At 59.8% G+C, this 21645-nt stretch carries 19 protein-coding genes and 5 pseudogenes; 15 read left to right on the top strand and 9 right to left on the bottom strand.

From position 1 onward, the window contains the following. Positions 1-17: 17 nt before the first annotated feature. Positions 18-989, bottom strand: coding sequence for a LysR substrate-binding domain-containing protein (locus NKH23_RS13070; protein WP_352457357.1), 972 nt, complete (start codon positions 987-989; stop codon positions 18-20). 184 nt (positions 990-1173) lie between these two features. Here NKH23_RS13070 and NKH23_RS13065 point away from each other — a divergent pair, with 184 nt between their 5' ends. From NKH23_RS13065 to NKH23_RS13030, 8 genes and pseudogenes are all read left to right on the top strand, one after another. Then, positions 1174-1578, top strand: coding sequence for an ATP-binding cassette domain-containing protein (locus NKH23_RS13065; protein ID WP_353034773.1), 405 nt, complete (start codon positions 1174-1176; stop codon positions 1576-1578). Further along, positions 1578-2354 (top strand): amidohydrolase family protein, encoded by a 777-nt coding sequence (locus NKH23_RS13060; protein WP_352974128.1) that lies wholly within the window; start codon positions 1578-1580, stop codon positions 2352-2354. Before NKH23_RS13065 ends, NKH23_RS13060 begins: the two co-directional genes overlap by 1 nt. 35 nt (positions 2355-2389) lie before the next feature. Then, positions 2390-3142 (top strand): SDR family NAD(P)-dependent oxidoreductase, encoded by a 753-nt coding sequence (locus tag NKH23_RS13055; RefSeq protein WP_352453729.1) that lies wholly within the window; start codon positions 2390-2392, stop codon positions 3140-3142. Between the two features lie 19 nt (positions 3143-3161). Beyond that, the gene (locus NKH23_RS13050; protein WP_352453734.1) at positions 3162-4001 is read left to right on the top strand and encodes a transketolase; all 840 of its coding nucleotides are present in this window, start codon (positions 3162-3164) and stop codon (positions 3999-4001) included. After that, on the top strand, positions 3998-5020 hold the full coding sequence (locus NKH23_RS13045; RefSeq protein WP_502895560.1) for a transketolase family protein: 1023 nt from the start codon (positions 3998-4000) through the stop codon (positions 5018-5020). The genes NKH23_RS13050 and NKH23_RS13045 overlap by 4 nt, the downstream gene beginning before the upstream one ends. A 106-nt stretch (positions 5021-5126) precedes the next feature. Further along, positions 5127-5413 (top strand): annotated as a pseudogene (locus tag NKH23_RS13040) (transposase); the annotation flags it as partial. 65 nt (positions 5414-5478) lie between these two features. After that, entirely contained in the window at positions 5479-5640 is a 162-nt protein-coding gene (locus NKH23_RS13035; RefSeq protein WP_502912349.1) for an ATP-binding protein, read from the top strand. 266 nt (positions 5641-5906) lie between these two features. After that, positions 5907-6263, top strand: a complete 357-nt coding sequence (locus NKH23_RS13030; protein WP_352874789.1) for a hypothetical protein — start codon at positions 5907-5909, stop codon at positions 6261-6263. 137 nt (positions 6264-6400) lie between these two features. Here NKH23_RS13030 and NKH23_RS13025 read toward each other — a convergent pair whose 3' ends face one another. Next, positions 6401-7369 carry a glycosyltransferase family 10 domain-containing protein gene (locus NKH23_RS13025; protein WP_352493678.1) on the bottom strand — a complete coding sequence of 323 codons (969 nt, stop codon included), beginning with the start codon at positions 7367-7369 and terminating at the stop codon, positions 6401-6403. Between the two features lie 536 nt (positions 7370-7905). Here NKH23_RS13025 and NKH23_RS13020 point away from each other — a divergent pair. Next, positions 7906-8390 (top strand): annotated as a pseudogene (locus tag NKH23_RS13020) (integrase); the annotation flags it as partial. A 58-nt stretch (positions 8391-8448) separates the two neighbouring features. On the opposite strand, the gene NKH23_RS13015 reads toward NKH23_RS13020, so the two are convergent. Next, the gene (locus tag NKH23_RS13015; RefSeq protein ID WP_352750260.1) at positions 8449-9579 is read right to left on the bottom strand and encodes an IS481 family transposase; all 1131 of its coding nucleotides are present in this window, start codon (positions 9577-9579) and stop codon (positions 8449-8451) included. A 77-nt stretch (positions 9580-9656) separates the two neighbouring features. Here NKH23_RS13015 and NKH23_RS13010 point away from each other — a divergent pair. After that, a pseudogene (locus NKH23_RS13010) lies at positions 9657-10304 on the top strand (site-specific integrase); the annotation flags it as partial. 242 nt (positions 10305-10546) lie between these two features. Here the strand turns inward: NKH23_RS13010 and NKH23_RS13005 are convergent. After that, complete coding sequence (locus NKH23_RS13005; protein ID WP_353034771.1) at positions 10547-12208, bottom strand: tannase/feruloyl esterase family alpha/beta hydrolase; 1662 nt, start codon at positions 12206-12208, stop codon at positions 10547-10549. Positions 12209-12399: 191 nt separating this feature from the next. Here NKH23_RS13005 and NKH23_RS13000 point away from each other — a divergent pair. Then, a pseudogene (locus NKH23_RS13000) lies at positions 12400-12717 on the top strand (integrase); the annotation flags it as partial. Between the two features lie 2 nt (positions 12718-12719). Here the strand turns inward: NKH23_RS13000 and NKH23_RS12995 are convergent. The 4 genes and pseudogenes from NKH23_RS12995 to nadE form a co-directional block, all read right to left on the bottom strand. Further along, on the bottom strand, positions 12720-12977 hold the full coding sequence (locus NKH23_RS12995) for an aminopeptidase (protein WP_353034769.1): 258 nt from the start codon (positions 12975-12977) through the stop codon (positions 12720-12722). Between the two features lie 55 nt (positions 12978-13032). Next, entirely contained in the window at positions 13033-13185 is a 153-nt protein-coding gene (locus tag NKH23_RS12990; RefSeq protein WP_352453905.1) for an aminopeptidase, read from the bottom strand. A 453-nt stretch (positions 13186-13638) separates the two neighbouring features. Beyond that, positions 13639-14721 carry a sensor histidine kinase gene (locus NKH23_RS12985; RefSeq protein ID WP_352874785.1) on the bottom strand — a complete coding sequence of 361 codons (1083 nt, stop codon included), beginning with the start codon at positions 14719-14721 and terminating at the stop codon, positions 13639-13641. A gap of 404 nt (positions 14722-15125) precedes the next feature. Next, positions 15126-15457, bottom strand: a pseudogene (gene nadE, locus NKH23_RS12980) (NAD(+) synthase); the annotation flags it as partial. A gap of 1013 nt (positions 15458-16470) precedes the next feature. On the opposite strand from nadE, the gene NKH23_RS12975 reads away from it, so the two are divergent. Continuing rightward, entirely contained in the window at positions 16471-18537 is a 2067-nt protein-coding gene (locus tag NKH23_RS12975) for a carbamoyltransferase family protein (protein WP_352457394.1), read from the top strand. Positions 18538-18622: 85 nt separating this feature from the next. Here the strand turns inward: NKH23_RS12975 and NKH23_RS12970 are convergent, their stop codons facing one another. Beyond that, positions 18623-18799 carry a hypothetical protein gene (locus tag NKH23_RS12970; protein WP_352457364.1) on the bottom strand — a complete coding sequence of 59 codons (177 nt, stop codon included), beginning with the start codon at positions 18797-18799 and terminating at the stop codon, positions 18623-18625. A gap of 320 nt (positions 18800-19119) precedes the next feature. On the opposite strand from NKH23_RS12970, the gene NKH23_RS12965 reads away from it, so the two are divergent. From NKH23_RS12965 to NKH23_RS12955, 3 genes are all read left to right on the top strand, one after another. Next, entirely contained in the window at positions 19120-20304 is a 1185-nt protein-coding gene (locus NKH23_RS12965) for a glycosyltransferase family 9 protein (RefSeq protein ID WP_352791170.1), read from the top strand. Between the two features lie 537 nt (positions 20305-20841). Continuing rightward, entirely contained in the window at positions 20842-21126 is a 285-nt protein-coding gene (locus NKH23_RS12960) for a type II toxin-antitoxin system TacA family antitoxin (RefSeq protein WP_352453587.1), read from the top strand. Next, positions 21127-21636 carry a GNAT family N-acetyltransferase gene (locus NKH23_RS12955; RefSeq protein WP_352835552.1) on the top strand — a complete coding sequence of 170 codons (510 nt, stop codon included), beginning with the start codon at positions 21127-21129 and terminating at the stop codon, positions 21634-21636. Positions 21637-21645: the final 9 nt, after the last annotated feature.

Here is a 21645-nt window from a genome sequence, read left to right as displayed (position 1 = left end):
CTTGAACGCCGAACTGTTCACGCCATTGGCGCCGCTTTGTCATCCCGTGCCCCGAAATGAGGCCGTCGTTCGAAAGATATGCGCAGTTGCTTATCCGCCAGAAACCGGCGAGCCAGATCGGTGTCGCGCTTACCCACGCGTGACACCCAGTCCGAAAACAGGCGAACCGCGCGCCGGTTCATATGCCGCGAAGGACAGACCAGCCAGTATCCCGGAAACTCGATGACCTCGAACTCTATCGAGACCGGAACCAGAGAACCCGACACCAGGTCCTCGAATGCGATGGATGTGCTTTCCAGGACCACACCTGCACCGTCCTTCGCCAGTTGAACCGACATTGACGAACGGTCGAAACGATAGGGATACGTCATGCGGGCGCCCTGGATACCGTTGCACGGCAGCCAATAATCCCACCGGAAATAGGCCTTCACACTGTCGATCAACCGCGCATGGCGAAGCTGCTCGCGCGGATCCGGTGAGATCGCGCGCAGTTCGGCAAGATAGGAAGGCGAGCACATCGGCAGGATCAGATCGTTGACGACGCAATCCGAATAAAGGCCGGCCCAGCCGCCGTCGCCATAACGAAGATCGAGATCGATGACCTCCGTTTCGAAATCCGAGAAATTGGGCGTGGCGTCGACGCGCAAATTCCAGCTCGGATAGCCCTTGCTGAACTCGGCCAACCGCGGCGCCAGCCATTTCTCGCCGAAGGAAGGACTGACGCGCAGGCTAAGCTGGAAGCTTTCGCGCTGCCGCACAATGGCATTACGCACCTCGCGTATGGATTCGAAAGCCTGGGTCGTGGTCTGGAAGAGCCGCTCACCGTCGATCGTGAGCGAGAGATGGCGCTTTTCGCGCTGAAAAAGCCGCACCCCGAGTTGGTGTTCGAGCAGCCGCAGCTGCTGGCTAACCGCCGAAGGTGTCACCTGCAATTCCTGAGCGGCCTTTGCCACGCCGCCGAGCCGCGCGACTGCCTCGAAATGCGTCATCGAATTGAACTTGATGTCTGACCTCGTCCTCGTCAGTTAAGCTCAGCTACACAGAATGTTAAGAAACGAAAATTGAGCCGAATGTCAATCGGTCGCACAGTGGTCCCGGAAGGAGATACAGGATGGAGCCGAGTTCAACCCAAAGCTTGGGTAGGCCGGCAACGTGCCGGGAGTTGGACAGGTATTGACCAGGAAGCCCCTGATCGAAGCTGCCAATATCGAGAAGAGTTATGACGCAACCCGTGTCCTGCGGGGTGTGAGTTTTCAGGTCCGGGCCGACGAAATCCACGCGCTCCTGGGCGGCAACGGCGCCGGCAAAAGCACTCTCATCCGCATCGTCACAGGGCTGACCTCACGCGAAGCCGGCGAGATTGGCTTCGCCTCGTCGAAGGCCGACCACAACAGCCCGATCATCGCGGTGGTGCATCAGGAGCTGGCGCTGTTGCCCGAGCTGTCCGGTCGCGGAAAACATCGGCATTGTGCATGCGAGGTCGGGCTGGTGGCAGATCAGCCGTCGCCGCACGCGCGAAACTGCGCTCGGAGCGCTCCAGCTGATCGACCCAGCGATCGGCGAAGCGATCATCGATAATGCCGGCACGCAAATTGTCCCTCCACGAAGGCCAGATCGTCCAGATCGCTCGTGCCCTTTCCACCGGAGCCGAAGTGCTGCTTCTCGATCCCGGCGATCCGGTTGGGGAAACGCGCTGGCTGCAGGAGATCGCCAACAAGCGAGGCTTTCCGCATGGCATCGTCGGCTATGCCGACCTGTCCCAACCCGACGTCGGCGACCTCCTCGACCGCCACATGGAATATCCGAACTTCCGCGGCATGCGGCAGCCGATGAATTATCATCCCGACCCCGCCAAGACCTATCTGGCGCGGCCGGAGGTCAGTCGTACGCCCGAATGGCGGCGCGGCTTCCGGGAGCTGGCGAAGCGCGGGCTGAGCTTCGACCCGCAGCTCTACTATCCGCAGATGAGCGAGTTCCTCGAACTGGCGCGCGACTTTCCCGACGTGCAGATCATTCTCAATCACACCGGCATGCAGGTCGAGGGCGCCGAGCATTTTGGCGCCTGGAAAAAAGGCATGCACCAGTTAGCGCAAGCGCCGAACGTCGCCTGGATCTCGGGCCTCGGCATGGGCGACTGGACTTGGACCACGTTCTCGATCCGTCCTTATGTCGAGGAGGCGATCGCAGCCTTCGGCGTCGGCCGCTCGATGTTCGCGACGAACTTCCCCGTCGACAAGCTGTTCTCGAGCTTCGACGCCATTTTGAACGCCTTCAAGGAAATTACGATCGCCCACCCGCACGAGGAGCGGCTCGCGCTGTTCCATGACAACGCCGCCCGGTTCTACCGACTTTAGATCACCGGCAAACAGAAATAGCAGGAGAGTTCGACTTGTTGCTGAAGGGCAAGGCCGTGGTGATTTCGGGGGCCGCGGGCCCCCGGGGAATTGGCCGCTCCACGGCAGCGCTGATGGTACAGCACGGGGCTCGCGTTGCAATACTCGACCTCGATGACGGGCAAGCGCGTGACGCCGCTGCGTCGCTTGGACCCGACCATATCGGCCTTGCGTGCAACGTCGCGGACCTCGACGCCTGCAAGAGGGCGGCGGCGCAAGTGACAGAAACCTTGGGCAGGATCGATGTGCTCTGCAACAATGCGGGCGTCACGCAGCCGGTCAAGACGCTGGAGATCAGCGCGGCTGACTGGGACCGCATCCTCGATGTCAACCTACGCGGCGTGCTCCATCTCAGCCAGGCATTCATCCCGAACATGCGCGAAAATGGCGGCGGCTCGATCATCTGCATGTCGTCAGTTTCGGCCCAGCGCGGCGGCGGCATCTTCGGTGGCCCGCACTATTCGGCTGCCAAGGCGGGTGTTCTGGGGCTTGCCAAGGCCATGGCGCGCGAATTCGGTCCCGAAGGCATCCGCGTCAACTGCATCACACCGGGCCTGATCCAGACCGACATCACCGGCGGCAAACTGACCAACGCCATGCGCGCCGACATCATCAAGGGAATCCCGCTCAGCCGGCTGGGCGAGGCGCGCGACGTAGCCGGCGCCTATCTCTTCCTGGCTTCCGATCTGGCCAGCTACATCACCGGCGCCGTGATCGATGTCAACGGTGGGATGCTAATCCATGGCTGAGTGGACAACGGAGCTTGAGATGCCTCGCGCTGGCAGCAATGTCAGCCTGGCCGAACGAGCCTATCGTATCCGCCGACACGCCGTGCGGATGGGTCAAGTCCAGGGCCAAGGTTATGTCGGACAGGCGCTGGGTGTCGCCGACGTGCTTGCCGTCGCCTATTTCCATGCGCTTCGTTACCGGCCGGAGGACACGTTGTGGGAGGGACGCGACCGCTTCCTGCTGTCGATCGGACACTATGCGATCGCGCTCTACGCGGCTCTGATCGAAGCGGGCGTGCTGCCGGAGGAAGAGCTCGAAACCTATGGCAGCGATGAAAGCCGTATGCCGATGTCCGGCATGGCGCCATACACGCCCGGCATGGAGATCACCGGCGGCTCGCTCGGTCACGGCCTTGGCATTGCCGTTGGCATGTGCATGGGGCTGACGCGCAAGCGAAGCGACAGTTTCGTCTACAATCTTTTGTCGGACGGCGAGCTCGGTGAGGGCTCGACCTGGGAAGCCGCGATGTCGGCCGCCCACCACAAGCTCGACAATCTCATTGCCATTGTCGACTTCAACAATCAGCAGGCCGATGGTCCGTCGACGGCCATGCTCTCCTCCGAACCGGTGACCGACAAGTTCGAGGCGTTCGGCTGGCATGCGCAGCGCGTCGACGGCAACGACATCGAGGCGGTCCGCAAGGCCTTCGACATGGCGCGCGGCCTGAAGGAACCTCGTCCGCGTGTGATCGTTTGCGATACGCGCATGGCCAAGGGTGTGCCATTCCTGGAAACCCGCGACATCACGCATTTCATCCGCGTCGAACCGCACGAATGGACGTTAGCGCTCGAAGCTTTGGAAAAGGGACGTCCGCGTTGAGGTTGTCAAAGTTCGCGCCGCGCCACGCCGCCAATGCCGGTGAGCGCAAGACCACATCGGCGATGATCGCGTCGATCGCGCCCGATGGCGTACCGACACGCAATGCGCCGTTCGGGCACACACTGGCCAGACTGGCGCACCAGCGGCCCGGGATAGTTGGCCTGACGGCGGACCTCGCGAAATACACCGATCTCCATGTCTTCGCACAGGAGCATCCGGACCGCTTCTATCAGATGGGCATGGCGGAGCAGGTGCTGATGAGCGCCGCCGCCGGCTTGGCGCGGGAGGGTTTTACGCCCTTCGCCACCACCTACGCCGTCTTCGCATCGCGACGTGCCTACGATTTCATCTGCATGGCGATCGCCGAGGAGAAACTCAATGTGAAGATCGTCTGCGCCTTACCGGGGCTGACGACCGGCTACGGCCCCAGCCACCAGGCGACGGAGGACATCGCGATCTTCCGCGGGATGCCGAACCTGACGATCATCGACCCTTGCGACGCGCTCGACATCGAACAGGCCACGGAGGCGATCGCGGACTACAACGGGCCGGTCTACATGCGGCTTTCGCGCGGTAAGGTTCCTGTCGTGCTCGACGAAGACGACTATACATTTGAAATCGGCAAGGCGCGAATGCTGCGCGAGGGCGCGGACGTATTGTTCATTTCCAGCGGCCTGATGACCATGCGCGCGCTGGAGGCCGCGAAGGCGCTTGAAGCCGACAGGATCGGCTGCGCCGTTCTGCACGTTCCGACGATCAAACCTCTGGATACGGAGGCGATACTCGCTGCCGCGCGCCGTTCGGGACGGCTGGTGGTGGCGGCGGAGAACCACACCATCATTGGTGGCCTTGGCGAAGGCGTTGCCGCGCTGCTGATGCGCGAGAGAGTGACCCCAGTCTTTCGCCAGATCGCCCTGCCCGACGAGTTCCTCGACGCTGGCGCGCTGCCGACGCTTCACGATCGCTACGGGATCTCAACTTCCGAGCTCGTGCGCCGCGTCCGCATTTGGAGCGAATGAGAAGTAAGAGCTCTCCCCACACAACAGTTGAGTCATCGACCTTGACCTTGCCCCTCTTATCTAATCCGGTTTGAAGTTCGTTCTGGCCCATCGAGAGGACCAGGACATGAAACGTAGCCGCTTCTCTGAAGAGCAGATCATCGGAATTTTGAAGGAACATGAGGCCGGGGTATCGGTTGCCGATCTGTGCCGCAAGCACGGGGTCAGCGACGCCTCGATTTACAACTGGAAGGCCCGCTTCGGCGGGATGGATGTCTCCGAGGCTCGGCGACTGAAGGCTCTGGAGGACGAGAACACGCGGCTGAAGCGGCTTCTGGCCGACGCCATGCTCGACAATGCCGCGTTGAAGGATCTTGTGGGAAAGAAATGGTGACGCCCGCGGCCAAGCGGAAACCTTTCCAGCGACCAGATCGATCAACTTCAACGCCGACTGCAACGGACCAGGCGATCAAGGAAAGGTGCATCATGAAGCATTCGCGGAGCCGACAATAGCCGACGCCATTCTCGGCCGGATCATCCACAACGCCCATCGCATCACCCTCGAAGGCGACAGCATGAGAAAGCAAAAAACACCGCCGCCCTTGACCGGCGCCGAAAACGGCGAAATCAATCGCAAATGACTTCAACCAGGCAACCGAGCGCCGACTCCATCCTGCTGTCCGCGAATTAGTGAAACTGCTGTCCGCGATTTAGCGGAACGACTGTCCCGTTTTTGCGAAACACGCACGTCCGACGCAGCTTGCGTTGACAGAGGCGGTTTTACGCGCAGTTGCAATAGCACTTCCGCCGGCCTATTTTTGTGGAGTTCAATTGTGCTTCGGCCAAGGGCGCTTTGGGCGCCGGACCGGCCCCGTGTAAACCTCATTAAAGAGAGACGAACCCTGCCATGGAAGAATTCTTATCGCGCATCGCCACTGGTGCCGGCATCGGCCCGGCTCTCGCAGAGAAGGCCGTTGGGTTAATGCTGGGTTTCCTGCAACGCCACGCGGCCGACGGTCCCGTTGCGCGCATGATCGCGGCCATTCCCGGAGCTTCGGAATTAGTGGCGAAGTATAATGGCAACGACCCAGAGGGCGGAGGCGGCCTCATGGGGCTCGGCCAGCAATTGATGAGTGAGGGTCTCAGCATTCTAAAGATCGCCGCCATCGCCAACGAGACGATCGCCTTCGCCAAGGAACATGCCGGCGACGAACTCGTGGACGAGGTCCTCAATTCCGTTCCTGGCCTTCCCCAGTTCGTCTGATCAGCGGCAGCCGGGGCGCATGACCTCGTGCGCCCGTGCCCGCCCGTCTGCGCAGGTAGGCATTCTCCGCCGAGCGCTCCGTACCGATCTCGCCAGACCACCAACCGCCGGGCACGCGAAGCGAGCGTTGGAGTACTTCATTCGTCTCTCCCAAAATCGACCGCAGGCGAACCGATGTGTATAACTTCCGGCGGTAAGGGTTTATCGTGAACGCTTTCGATGAAGCCCGCGAGATAAGCAAACGTATTGTATTTCTCAAGAACCAACCGCTTCGCCTCTTGTATTGCGCCGCGACGCTCCTTCCAGAGGTCCGAGTCGATGATTTCTTGAATTTTTTGGATTACGTTCTTGTCCTCTGGGTCAATCAGAACCATTGAGTCGGAAGGGAAGAACCTCGTGATTGCCGGGCTGCCGTAATAGATCGGCATTGTTTCAGCAACGAAGCAGTCCATAAGCTTCTCTGTAAAATAGTAATCAGCACGAGTATTCTCGAAAGCTATACTGTAACGGTACGGTGCGAGTGCGTCCCATTTATCTCCAATCAGCCGAAAACCTCGGCCGAACAGGTCAAAATCGAGCTCCTCTCTCAGCCGTTCCAGAAACGCCAGCCGATATCGATGCCCTTTAAGCAGGGCGATGTTACTGGTAATCCATGAGAGCCGAAGCGGCTTGTCCACGACTTCGCTGACCAGAAGTTGGTCATATGTCTTTGTTACAGACCAAGACCGAGTGATAGGTGGAGACAAAACGAATCGGCGCTCTGCATTCTGCCGAGCAGCCAGCTCTGCGTCAGACGTCAGGACGATGGTATTTTTCCCCTGCCCTTCATGAAATGCGCGATGAGCTTTCGTCGGCGGTTCGCCGATTGCAAAAATTGTCCTGTTTGGACTCGCCTCGATATCAACAGGGAGCCCAAAAATAGAAGCAGAGTTAAAGACAATATGCCAATCGGGCGCGAAGGATGTCCTGCGTACAAAAGCGACATTGTTCCAGATTCCACTGCCCTTTGGAGTGAGATGGTGGATTGCATCATCCAAAACGCCCCAAGAATCCAGACATGTAGCAACAATGGGCGCCGGACGTTCCGTCAACAATTTGGTCGACAAAGCAGTTCCACCCCATTCACTTCCGTTGGACCGGGAGCAACTCGTGCATCGGGCGCAAGACCTCTCTGCGCCTGAAATAGCTCGCGATCCTGATCGGTATCAAACACACGATTCTGTGCGACTTCGCGATTCTGTGCGACTTCGCGCCATTCGACAACTCATCTCTAAGACCGCGGGAATCCCTTCACTCGTGAAGGTACTCAATCGCCATTTCGGATTGCGGTAAGACTGGGCAGCATAAACCTTCCGGGACCCGCTGTCGAGGCAATTGTCGCTTTGCACCTAACCAGGTTCTTCCTCACTTTGTGTGGTGATCAGGCCGGTTGAGTGGCAGCATGCGTGCCCTCTAAAATATGGAAGTTGACTACATTCTTATTATTAATCGGGATATACGACCAGTTTAGAGGCGGCTCGCCTCTCACAGGCGACGTTTGCAGCGGCGACGGCAGATCGAGATATTGGCGGGTTGATGCTGGGGCTTTGTCCGAAATCTGTGGTCCGATTTCGGACGAAGTGACGGTCAAGATGTCCGAAATATGCTACGAATTTCGGACAAGCTTCACACACAAAGCGCCGCGGCTTTGCCCGACATCATCGATATCGTCATGCAGATGGGCGATGCCGACCTAGCCTCGTCCCCTCCCCTTCCAGCCATTGCCAATTCCAGCCTGCCTGCGCAGCTTGAGGCGCTCGCCGGCCGCGCGCGCGATTATATCGAGGCGGCGAGTTCGGCCAACACGCGCCGCGCCTACGCAGCCGACTGGAAGCATTTTTCGAGCTGGTGCCGGCGCCAAGGCATCGAGATGTTCCCGCCCGATCCTGAGGTCGTCGGGCTCTATATCGCCGCCTGCGCGTCAGGTACGGCCACTGGCGACAAAAAGCCCAACACCGTTTCAACCATCGAGCGCCGGCTTTCGTGGCTCTCCTGGAATTTTGCCCGCGCGGCCAGCCGCTGGACCGCAAGGACCGGCATATCGCCACGGTGATGGCTGGCGTTCGCAACACCCACGCCTCCCCTCCTGTTTGGACCGGAGACATCGCGAACAGATGTGCGAGGACATCGCGAACAGTTTTGCATGCTATCGCGCCAGGACATTGAGGTCGATGGTTTCTATTTTCTGATGTCTGAACCAGGCGTCGAAGACACCGTCTGTGGCGGTGGGCCTGAAGGCGACGGATTTTCCTGTGAAGGCCCTGCACAAACGCATGGTGCGGCCAAGAATGGAGACGAAGCCATGCTGCTGTACGCGGCGGATGAGATCGCCCTTGGCGTATTCGAACGGCTCGACCGTTTCGCGATAAGGGCGCAGCGATGCCCAGTAGCGATCGAGCGGCACGCCGCCGTCCAGCGCATCGTGGGGACGCTGGGCGTTGTAGACATGGCGCCACTGGTCGAATGCGTCCTGGGCCTTGGCGAGATCGGCGAAGGGCGGTCCCTGCAGCGCCTCGGCCTTGAGCGAGCGATGGAAGCGCTCGTCCTTGCCGAGGGTCTGGGGATGGCAAGGCCTGGAGTGGCTGACGGCGATGCCGGTTTCGATCAGCCAGACGGTGAGCAGCGTGAAGTCGTTGCGGCCGCCATCGCCCCAGGGCGGGCCATTATCGGTGGCGATGCGCCACGGCAAGCCATAGCGGCGGAAGGCGGCGACCAGCCGGGCTTTTACGGTTGCGGTGGTCTGGTCGGCGCAGGCCGACAGCGCGACCGAGAAGCGCGAATGGTCATCAAGCACGGTGAGCGGATGCAGGCGGCCGCAACGCAAGGCGACGTGACCCTTGAAGTCCATCTGCCACAGATCGTTGGGGGCGGCATGCTCGAAGCGGATGAAGGACTGCGCTCCACCGCCCGACGTTCCCAACTCAATGCCGTTGCGACGCAGGATGCCGGTTACCGTCGAGGCCGCCGGCGTGCCGATACCCTCGCGGGCAAGCACACGCGCGATCTTGCGTCCACCCCAAGCCGGATGCGCCATACGCACCGCAAGGGCCGCCGCTTCCACCTCCGGCGCGCTGCGCGCCGGGCTCGATCGTGGCCGCCGCGACTGTTCGACCAGCCCAGCCTCCCCCTCGATCCGATAGCGCGAAAGCAGCTTGTGGCCACAGGTCCGGCCGATACCGAAGCGCTGGCACAGCACGCTTACATTCGCTCCTTTCGCCGACGCCAGCCTCACAAACTCCAGCTTCTGCTTCATCACGCTTCTGTCCTCGAATGGCATCCCGAACCCCCTCGCGCAAAAGCGCAAAACTGTTCGCGATGTCCTCGCACATCTGTTCGCGATGTCTCCGGTCCAAACACCCTCCCCGGCAGAAGGAAGCGATCCTGCCCGAGGATCTGATCGCATGTTCGAGACCCTCGACCGCGGCACGCTGCGTGGTCTGCGCGACCGCGCCATGCTGCTTTTGGGTTTCGCCGGCGGCCTTCGCCGATCCGAAATCGTCGGCCTCGACGTCGGCAGGGATCAGACCGAGGACGGGCGCGGCTGGGTCGAGATTTTTGCCGATAAGGGTCTGCTTGTCACATTGCGCGGCAAAACCGGCTGGCGCGAGGTCGAAATCGGCCGCGGCTCCTCCGACGCCACCTGCCCTGTGGTCGCTCTGCAGACCTGGCTAAGACTGGCGCGCATTGCGCACGGACCGCTGTTTCGGCGCGTTGCTGGTCAAGGCAGAGCCGTCGGTGCCGATCGCTTGAACGACCAGGAGGTCGCACGCCTGGTCAAGCGCACGGCGCTCGCCGCCGGCGTGCGCGGCGATCTGTCGGAGGGCGAACGGGCCAAGAAAATTCGCCGGCCACTCACTGCGCGCCGGCCTCGCCTCGTCGGCCGAGGTCGACGAACGCTATGTGCAAAAACAGCTCGGCCATGCCTCCGCGGAGATGACGCGAAATTATCAGCGCCGGCGCGATCGTTTCCGCGTAAATCTCACCAAGGCGTCCGGGCTCTGATGCCCCCGTTTTGTCCGCTGGGATGAGGCGGTCAGATCTCAGGCGATAACAATTACCTCATCGAGCACAGCGAGCGCTGTGTCCAGACTATCGGCGGCCGACGCTTCGTAGTCAGGCATGATCATCAACTGCGTTATGGCACGGCCCACAAATTCCGGGTTTAGCTTTTCCAACCGATCCTTGGTCCGGGAGACCTGTTCCGGGAATGCGCGCAGATTGAAGCGAACAAATGACGAGGTCTCTTATCCCCGACACGAATAGCTCGCGATCTCATCGGGATTTCCCTTACCGCCATAGGCAGCTTGAGTGGGATAAGCGCAGATCGGCTGGTGCTTGCCGGGGAATGCCTTGCTGCCAGCCGCGAGAGAATCCGGAGCCTTGTCTTGGTTTATCCAGCCCTCGATGGCGGCCAAAGGATCAAAGTCGTCGAAGGCTTGGCCATCGCCGCAGTGGGTCATCCCCGGGATTATGAACATGCGCACGAAACGGCGAGCCGCTTCCAAATCGCCGCCGCTTGTGACCTCGACGACTTGCTTGTACCAGCGCACCAGATCGTTGGCTGAGAAGACCGGATCGGAAAGTCCCTGAAACAAGAGCAGCTTTCCACCGTGGGCAGCGAAGCTGGCGAGATACGTGCCGGTCGCATCATTGAGCTTGGCCGTATCCGCAACGCGTGCCGGATCGTTGTCGAAGTCGAACTTCAGGGGGTCAAAATTCGGCGCCGGGGGCGTCATGAAGTAGTATTGAAGCGAGCGGGCTCCCAGAACGATGTTATTTGCATCCGACTGGGAAGTGGGGGAATTGCCCAGCTTCCACATTCTCCAGTCCGCGCCCGCAACGCCCGTATCATATGGCCAATCGCTGTAAAGCTTTTCGCCATCGGAGCTTTCCGGACCCGCGAACGCGCGGCTCATGGCCTGCACTTGACCAGCCGTGAGGCAGCTGTCCGTCTTATCGCCTTGGCAGGACAGGACCTTTGGGTCGAACCGGCACTGCTGCCAGGCGTTGATGACGCCATCCTCAATGCCATCGCGGGCATCACAGGCAGCGAGAACCGCCTTGGCGACGATGTTCAGATCCTGCTGGGAGAAGGCGCGGGATAGAATGGGATGGCCGGCCTCATCCTTGGGAGCGATGCTCATGTACTGGCGAGTATCCCAGGCTTCGGCAATGTTGGCGGCACTGAGACGAAAACCCGGGCTACCTGCAACAATGCCGTCGAACTCGAGCGGATATCGCTGAGCCGCTATCAACGCCTCACGACCGCCATTCGAGCATCCCATGAACACCGACTTTTTCGGAGCCGCCCCATAGAACTTGGCAATCACCTGCTTCGAGACCGAAGTGACTTTGCCAATGGAGGCGTACGCAAAATCAATGCGTGCGGCTTGATCGACCCCGAAAGCCGGATCGGGGCTTGGGTGCCCGCCATCCATGCTTACAACAGCGTAGCCGCGCAAGAGCCCGGGAGCCGCGGTCGAGTTCCGGCAAGGAATGGTCCCGACGGCCGGCGCCAGGAAGCCATCAACTGCGCCGCCGCCCTGGAAAAGGAACATGTCGTTCCAGGTCGTCGGAAGACGCACCTCAAACCGGGTGCCATATGATTGACCATCGACCCCCTGGCGTTTCCCGATAACACCTCGGACAAGGCAGTGCCCGCCCACTTTTACCGCCTGAGGCGAGGCGCCGGTGAATGCAGTGAAGGGATCTGCGGGGATCTCCTGCGGCTTTTGAAGGCTAGCCTCGGTAAAGATCACGCTTGGAATTTTGAGCTTGGCGATGGACCGGCACGCCTGATCCGACGCGTTTGCCGCCAGTGCAGGCGCACATACACATATGATCGCCAACATCAGTGCCAGCGTGCACCCGCGGTCCCGCAGCTTGAGCCCGTTAGCCAAGAACATACCCATCCTCCCTGGATGCGCCCGATAGCCCGAAAGCTGATCGCATTGGTAGCTAGTTGTGAGCTTTCAGTAGGTTGTCCATCCGGTCCGAACCGGGAAAGCTGAGATTGTCGAAGCTTCAGTGACTCCAGGGTGACCGGATGAACATCCATAAGAATACCGGTCTGACGCCGCTCGGTCGAGAGCGGATTTTTTGCGCCTGGGCGCGCCGGCAGCACCTCGAGGTGTTGCCGCCTGATCCGCAGACCGTCGGCCTCTACATCACGGCCTGTGGATCCAGAAAGGTTACAGGAGACAAGAAACCAAACTCTGTGGCGACGATCGAGCGCCGTCTCTCCTCCCTGGCGTGGAATTATACGCAGCGTGGCGAGCCGCTCGATCGAAAGGACCGCCATATCGCCACCGTGCCCGCCGGCATCCGTAACAGCCACGCAAAACCGTCTGTGCAGAATGAGGCCATACTTCCCGAAGACCTGATCGCCATGCTGGAGACGGTGCTCCGCAAGACCCATCAGGTCGCCCCAGGCCAGAGCAACCGGCTCGTCCCCGGGGAGGACGAAACGGTCGACCACTCCGCTTGTTCGACTTGTGTTCGGGCGACTATCCCCGCTTCTATGCATCGCGCTTCGGCGCTGCGAGCTTTGTCCAACGCGCCAAGCCTTTGAACCGAATCGCTGTAGACGGAAGTCGCGGCGAGCTTCGCGTTGTTGATCGGAGCATCGAACCAGGCGTCGTATCCGCGGTATCCACCCCATCGTCTGTCGCGCAATCTGTTGGTAGCGCGTCCTCAGCCGTTCGATCGCGGCCGTCTTTGCCGCAAACTATTATATGGCGGCCGCCGATGCCATTCGGGCGCGCAATATCTCAGGGGTTGAAGGATCGTCGATCAGTTTTCCGATGTCTTGGCGGGCCGCGATGATCTGCACATGACCCTGCAAAGATTGCGCGTAGTAGGAAATACTGGTGCAACTGGTCACCCCAGGCGTCAGGATAATCGTAGAACCAATCGAACGAATGCACGCATCGCGGTTTGCCTACAGCACTGCTCTCCTGTCCCGATAGCGCAAATTCGCGGTTACCTCCGGCCACGAACAGTCGGACCAATTTTATTTGTAGGTTAGACCTTCGTCCTCGGCAAGATTGGCCAAGCGATGACTCGCTGCTGAATTGCCGGCCCGCGCGTGATGAGCGCGAAGGCGTCAGGTGCCCCCGCCGTCAAGACTCAAGCCGCAACGCAATCAGGCGGGAGTGGCTTCCGCTAGGTGGGGATGGACTGGCCGCCGAAGTCAGAAGCAGCAAGCCTGGAGCATAATGGAAGACCTCGACCATGTGAAGCAGGCCGTGAAGGGCGACCTAGCCTATTTGCAGCCACCTGCTCAAAGCCGCGACATGAAGCCAGCCGCCAGCCTGCTATGTTCGACAGCAACCGTTCAGCTTGCTGCCGCCGACCGCTTGAAAACGATGGTCACCTTCGTCCCTTTGTTGGCGCTGGACTCGACGGCGAGCTGCGCCTTGGCGTTCTCGGTCAGCGAGCGCGCGATCAGCGCTCCGAGCTTCCCTGGCTTGGGCCACGTCTCGCCTTCCGGCAGGCCGATTCCGTCGTCCGCCACTATAACCCGGCAGCCGTCGCCATTGACGATGCTGTGCAGCGTTATCGTGCCGCCATCGCGTCCTTTGAACGCATGCTTCAGTGAATTGGTCAGCAGTTCGTTCACGACCAGTCCCGCCGGCATGGCGACGTTTATTGACACGGGATATGTATCCACCTTCATATCCAGGCGGATCCCCTCGACTGCATGCGAGCTCATCACCGCGGACGCGATCTGGCTGAGATAGACGCCAAGATCGACCTCCTCCTTCGGCTCGTCGGCCGTTAGCGTCTGGTAGAGGATCGCCAGAGCGTCGACGCGACCGGCGAGCCGCTCAAACCGTCTCCGGTCGGCCTCGGTCGCGTTGCGGCTTTCCAGCCGGATCAGCGCGGTGATCATCTGCAGGTTGTTCTTCACCCGGTGCTGCAGTTCGCGCAGCAGCGTGTCTTTCTCGCTGACACGCTCCTCCACCGAGCGCTGATCTCCCGCCTCGCCGTGAGCCGATACGTCGACCAGGGCCACCAGCCGGAAGCACATCTTGCCGTTGTCGTCCTCGATCACGTTGGAATAAACGTCGACGATCGCGGGTTTGTCCTCGCCGCGCTCCAGCCTGAAGGTGCCGACCAAATCGGTTCCCTCGACCACCGCCTCGGCTAGCGGCCTGTCCTTTTGCTGATGGAGGCCCGTCCCTAAAAGGGCCGCCCAGTTTTCTTGGGTGAGCCTGGCGGCCATCAGGCCTGAGAGTTTCTCGAATTCCGGATTGGCGTAGACCACGCGCTCTTCACCGGCAAGGTCCGAAACGGCTATGGCGATCGGCACCTGGTCGAGGAATTTCTTGAACTGTTCGCTTTCCAGTGCGGTTGCAAGGTCAGGTGTATCAAGTAACTGCTCGACCGCCTCGGCCTTCTCTGAATCCGGTGTCATTTGCGCGCCTGTTCCGTGCGGAGAATATCAACAATGCGGCGAGCCCGCCATCGCCAAAACTGGAGCTGCATCTCACGTTTCGCATCACGCATCTGACAACCAGCTCTGCATCGCGTAACGGCCGCACGTCTAGCATTGCGACCGGCCGAAGGAGAGCGGCAAGGATCGGCTACAATCCGGGTGCCTGGAATGTCGAAGCGACCGGTCAAGTGGGTACGCTGCGGAAGATCGATAGAGCAGGCATTCAGGGAGAATGAGTTCGCGTGCCGGCCTCGGCGATACGTGCCGACACTGTCAACCTCATGACCGCATGCGGGCTGAAAGAGCAGCGCTTCGCTCCAGCGGTAATTCAGGCCGCTAGCTGCCTAACTGCGGCAAGCCCATCGATCGTGTATGTTGAGACGCTATTGCCGATGCCTAAATATCGAACCCGTCATGGCAATCGTTGTGACGGGAAGCGCTCGCTTATGGGCTGTGCTGGAATGCGCATGAAGTATACGCCTGTGCGCCGCTTCGTTGATCTCTTGGCCTTCGAGGAAGTCGTCAATCTCATCGTATGTGAGACCGGGACGAGGTTCTCCAGGTCGGCGGTCGGGATCTTTTCAACAAGATCAGACGGAGCGCCCAGATACACTGCCAAGGCGCGAACTCTGCGCTTGTTCAGCCCGGAAAGAGGAAGAATGTCTGCGGCACCATCGCCGAACTTGGTGAAGAAGCCCATCAAGGCCTCGGCTGCTTCGAAGCGACTTCTGAAAAAGAAGTGTGGGTTTGCTCTCATACCCTTTGCTGAAAAATGTTGTCATAGAGCGCATGGAATGCCACGCGCTTCGAATCGGAGTAGCCATCCGGGAAGCCTGAAGCCCCTTTGAAGCGCATGTCCGGCAGCTATTCATAGTGTGGATGACTTTGATCGAAACAAACGATTTCATAACTCTTCGGAAATCTTGCATGGACAAAAGCACGTCCGCACCGATCACCCATCCAAAGGAGAAAATCTTCCATGCGCCCTGACGTGCAGTGGAGGTCGTGCCGAGAAGTGAGTTGCAACTGGCCGATCATGTCGGCGGTTCGACGCTAGTCGTCCCCAATGTTCCTGAGCTGCGAAGTCTTGCAGGCGAGCCAGCTGCCCAGCGCGATTCTGCTTGTGGCGGGCTTTTTGCCGCAGGCAGTCCGCTCGTTTGGGCAGCGGATTGGAGACCCGGCCGGCAGCGCTACCATACAACATCAGCGCACTTTACATCTACGCGGTATTGCCGGGCTTCCAGTCGGTGCCATGTTTGGCCGACGAATGACGCGATGCGGCCTCCTGCACAAGCGAAGGCGTTATCGGATGTGCGACCGGGAAGCAGGCGGACAGTGCAGCACATGTCACTCGCCTGTGCGACGGTCTTTCGGGGAATGAAATCGGGCCAGTTCACGGCGCGGCATTATTCGTCAACAGCCGCCCCTTCGCAAGGATATAGGCAGCCCGCGTCACAAGTTCGTGCTGCAGATGAAAACGGCATCGCCGGCATGCAAGTCAGCAGCCGCTCAAGATTCGATGATCCAGCCAAGCTCTCGGCGTCATGGAACGGCAGGCGCCACGATCGAAGCATCTCATGTTGATTCAGGCGGACCCTTATGAGGCGTTCTTTGATGCCGGTGATGCCTGACAGGCGGTTGCAGCTGCAAGCGACAACGCGGCCTATTTAGTTGGAAACGGTCTGAGGCAGGCCAATTTGGCTTGCCCGTCACTATGTGGAGAAAGAAATGCTGTGTCTAGGAATTAGCGGCGGACTTGACCAAGTCCATGAAAACCGATTCGAGCTTCGGAACGCCTTTATGCACGATGGCGCCGCGGTGCTCGTCCGAGACGGACGGGTGATAGCAGCCGTCGAAGAGGAACGCCTCAATCGGATGAAACACTCCAACAAGCTCCCAATTCGTTCGATTCAATACTGTCTGTCAGCGGCGGGGGTTCAGCTCAACGACATTGATCGTGTCGCGCTCTACGCCAGCGAGCCCTATGCCAACGCCATGCTTGAAGGTATGTCCGCATCCCACCCGGACATTCTCTCCATTCCGTTGGATGCTAAAACGTTGGTGCAGGATCTGTTAACGCGTGAGTTCGGCACTAAGTTGGACAGTTCGCGTATTTCATTCGTAAGTCATCATCAGGCGCACGCCGTGAGCGCCTTTGCAATGTCGGGCTTCGAACAAAGTCTCATTCTAGCGATTGATGGCTCTGGTGATTTCCTATCGGGCCTCTTGGCGGTAGGGTCTGGCACAGAAATTACGCAACTCGAGGCTTTCCCCGAGAACAATTCTCTTGGGCTGTTTTATCTCGAGACGATCCGCTATCTCGGCTACGGCTTGTTCGACGAGTATAAGGTAATGGGACTCGCGCCCTACGGCGACCCCGCTCCCTATCGCGAGCTCTTCGAGCAGTTCTACGAGCTCTCCGCCAACGGCGGTGGCTACCGTGTTCACCTCGACCGCATCGGTCCGGCGTTGCTCCGCAATATCGAGGTCAGGCGAAAGGGAATGCCCTTCACCCAGCAGCATCGAGATGTGAGTGCGTCACTGCAGGAAGCGCTTGAGCGGATCGTGTTCCACATTCTCCGGCATCACCGTGAGGCCACCGGCATGAAGCGGTTGTGCCTGGCGGGGGGGGTGGCCCACAACTGCACGATGAACGGTAAGCTGCTGTATTCAGGGCTTTTCGAAGACATTTTCGTGCAACCCGCGTCTCACGACGCTGGCTGCGCATTGGGAGCTGCGCTGATAGTCTCTAACGAGATGGGCCGCCCCGCGCCGTGTGAGCGACTGCAGGAGGTCTATTGGGGTCCTGATCTCGGGAGCGAGCGCGCCGTGCAACAGGAACTGAATGCATGGGCCGGACATCTCGAGGTTGAACGCTCTGATGACGTGGCAAGCAGTGCAGCCGACTGGATCGCCAACGGCGCCGTGATCGGCTGGGTGCAGGGTCGTTCGGAGTTTGGGCCACGTGCGCTGGGCAACCGCAGCATTCTTGCCGACCCTCGGCCCGCCGCAAACAAGGACCGGATCAATGCGATGGTCAAGAAGCGCGAAGGCTATCGGCCCTTCGCGCCATCTGTGCTGGAGGAGGATGCGAGCGAATTTTTCGACCTCCCGGACGGTAGGCACGAATTTCCATTCATGAATTTCGTCGTTCGCGTGCGTGACTCAAAGCGCGCCTTGCTCGGTGCCATCACGCACGTCGACGGTACCGCTCGCCTGCAAACAGTATCGCGCAACGCCAATCCCGCGTACTGGGAGGTCATCAATGCGTTCAAGAAGCGCACAGGCACTCCAATTCTGCTCAATACGTCCTTTAACAACAATGCCGAACCGATCGTGGATTCGGTTGCAGACGCGATTGCCACCTTTCTGACGACAGAGCTGGATGGACTTGTGGTCGGGCCCTTCCTGGTAAAAAAGCGGGCTGCAACGCTGCAGGATTGGACTGCGCTTGCGGTTTCGTTGCCGCCCTATGTGTCCCTCCATCAAACCCGCGCTTACAAAGCGCCAGATCGTCGGGAGACTCACTGCGAGATCAGCACGACCCACTTCAGCAGTGACAGTGTACGAATTTCACACGACTTGTTTAATCTGCTGATGCGGATTGAGGGCGAAGCCGTGTTGGGAGATCTCCTCAATACAATTGCGCCGGATCAGGCTAAGCGTGAAGCTCTGATGGAGGGCCTGCGACGGCTGTGGGAGCAGCGCCTCGTTCGATTGCATCCCTCACAAGCTGCTCGCATGGATCAAGACTGCGATCAAACGCTGGACCAGCATAACAGGCTCTCAGCGTGATAGAGGTGCCGCTATCCAAGCTCGGCGAATAATGGTGTTCATCGATGCCGCCTGCCACCTCACCGCTGGCAGGCAGTCGACTTCATCACAGGGTTGATTCGTCCACTTCACCTTGGACGACCGGACGCGCAGAAAAAAGCGGCTGCGGCGGGTCCTTGCTAGCGACCGTGATGCGGGACCACAGCGACAGGGCGTGCCCGAGACGGTCAATGCGGCCGGCGGTGTCGTCGCCGGCGGCGACGGTCGCATTCAGGATCAGCATCGACCAAAGAGCGAGGCCACTGCCGTTATGCTCCGAGATCTGGGGACGGCGGCTTGGCGATCACCGTCTACTCGGCGTTGCCGAACTCACTGCATGCGAGACCGTGACGAATCCCTTCACATTGCGGGTCGGGACATAGCTGGCTTTCTTGGCGCGCTACCATCGCTAGAGATGCAGACTTCGCCCAACAGCTCCTGCTGGAGCGCGGCTTGGATCTGATGGCAGAATTCTTGCGGAGACGCGGACAAAGTGGGGAGCACTCCAACCTACACACGCGTCACTGGGCTATCAGTGTTGACCGTATAATTTTCGGAATGGCAATGGCATATTTTACAAAGCACGACGGCAATCAAATTATATACCGCAGCTGGGAAGAGCCGGAACAGTCAAGCGCAAGGATGAGAATTTTGGTCCTCAAGCTTGATCATGTCGGCGACTTTTGGATGTCTCTAGGGCCTCTAAAGGACCTTCGTCAGCGTTTTGCGCATGCCCACATTACGCTGGTGGTGGGAAGCTGGAACATCGCTACTGCAAAACAGTTCGACCTCGCCGACGATCACGTTGCTTTTGACTTTTTTCCTCGCAACCCAAAAGTCAAAACGCGCAAAGAAGCCGCGGACATAAGGCCGCTGCTGACCGGCGAGTTTGATCTTGCCATTGATATGCGTGTTCCGGAAGAAACAAGGCCGATCTTGCTTGAAGTTCCCGCCAGGCACCGTGCGGCGATAGTTGATCCGTACAGCATGCATCAGATCGATATTGCGATAGCGCCATTCAATCTGAAACTGCGCAGAACCATTTTCTACAAGCTGGTCCAAAAAATAGGGCTTGCTAACAAAATCCCCCGTAGATGGCTTGATTGGTTCATTGACCGTAAGCAGGTGCGTCTCCAGCATGTGTCAGAAATCCTCCTCTTTCTGGTCGCAAAGGCAGCTGCCTATTTCGAAAGCGGAGCGGGTCACCCACAGAATTCGACTACAGGCAATGCCCCGATTGTCGTGGCTCCGTTCTCCAATTCCAGCCTGCGAGATTGGCCGATTGAAAGTTTTGGCAAAGTTGTCGCTGCTCTTTCGACCCGTGGTGAGGTGGTCCTCGTTGGCCGTGGCGAATGCCTGGAAGCGCTTGAGGAGGTTGCGAAGATAGCTAGGGAACGTGGGGCCGCGAACATTCGGACGGCTGTCGACTTGTCAGAATTGGAATTCAATTGTCTCGTGAATTCGGCCGCCCTCGTCGTTTCGAACAATTCAGGCACCGGCCATGTCGCTGCCCAGCTTGGCCGCCCTACTATCGGCATTTTCACGGCGTCACATCTACCGGAGATTTGGGGGTTTCGAGGTCCCTTGGTCAGCATGCTTATGAGTGTTATTGAATGTCGCGGATGTGGTCTGGACCAAGTGCGGCATTGTCCGGTCAAAGTCCGATGCAAGTTCGACATCACGCCGGATCTCGTGATTGCCGAGGTAAACGCCTTGATGAATCATTGTAAGGGTACGGCACAAACTTAGTGGCTCGCGGTCACCACAACCGCGATTGCCCAGCCCTTGTCGCTGATTCAATCGCTACAATCATCTAAAGGCCGAAATTCAGAATCGAATCGACTTGTTCGAAGGACCGCAGTGGCGATGTCACATTGGCCGACAGGTGGCATAGAGCGGCGCCTGAGAATGAAAGTGCCGCCGCCCAGGCTTCATAGCCGTTCCTCCTTTGTGGCGTGACGGCCCGAAAGTCGCCATCGCGTCAGATGTTCATCAGCTTCGGGATAGCCGGGGCTCGTCCGGCGACAGTCATGGCAGCGACTTCGCTTCTGGACCCGCTCATCCGGCCGCCAAAAACAAATGCGCTTTCTAAGCCGTAATTGATCCCCGGAGCTGACCAAAGCCACCTTGCTCTGGGTTGCGGCAATGGCGACTGGGGCGAGAAGCCGAGAAGAACCGATGCGGCGAGAAATCCTGAGACCATCCGCCACGAGACGTCGCCAGGGAACGTAGTATTGCGTTCCGCGTTACACTAACGTATATACGTCCGCAGCACAGGAGCGCGCCATGGCCACCACACCCACCAGGAAGGAAGCACCCGTCTCGATGCGGTTTCGCGACGATGATCTCACCATCATCGACCGCGGCGCGGAGCTGCTCGGCCTGTCGCGCACGGAGTTCATGCGGCGCGCCGCACTGCACGAGGCGCAGGCGGCCATCCTCAACGAAACCGTCATCCGCGTGTCCCCGGAAGCCTATGACGCCTTCATGCAGGCGATCTCAGCCCCGGCCGCTGCGCCCCCGGCGAAGGCGGCCGAGCGGCTGCGTCGGTCCCCGCCCTGGGACCGCTAGGTGGCGCTTTCAGGCATCGAACTCCTCGACCACGCACACCGCCTCGACAGCTTCGATTGCGGCAAGCCGGCGCTCAATGCTTGGCTGGCCGGCTTCGCGCGAACGAACCAGGCCCGCGGGTTTACCCGCGTCCTGGTCGTTCACGACGAGGGAACAGTCGTCGGGTATTACGGCCTCGCGCCGGGCGTGATCCAGCCAAATAGCGCACCGCGCGCCATCCGCACCGGACGCCCGCCCGATCCGATCCCCTGCCTGCTGATCGGACAACTCGCCATCGACCACCGCTATGCCGGACAAGGCGTCGGTAGCGGCTTGGTCAAGGACGCGCTGTATCGCTGCGTCGCCGGCGCCGACATCGTCGGCGGCCGCGCGGTGGTGGTGCGGGCGATCGACGCCGAGGCAGAGCGCTACTGGCAGAGCTGGGGCTTCATTCCCGCGCGGGACAATCCGTCGGTGCTCATGCGCTCGATCCAGGACGTGAGCCTCTGGCTGGCCGACAAAGGCCACTAGCTCCGCGCG

Origin of the sequence: Mesorhizobium sp. M1328 (genome assembly GCF_040318075.1) — a bacterium.
In the GTDB taxonomy this organism is placed as follows: domain Bacteria; phylum Pseudomonadota; class Alphaproteobacteria; order Rhizobiales; family Rhizobiaceae; genus Mesorhizobium.
This window is presented reverse-complemented; position numbering and strand designations above follow the sequence as displayed.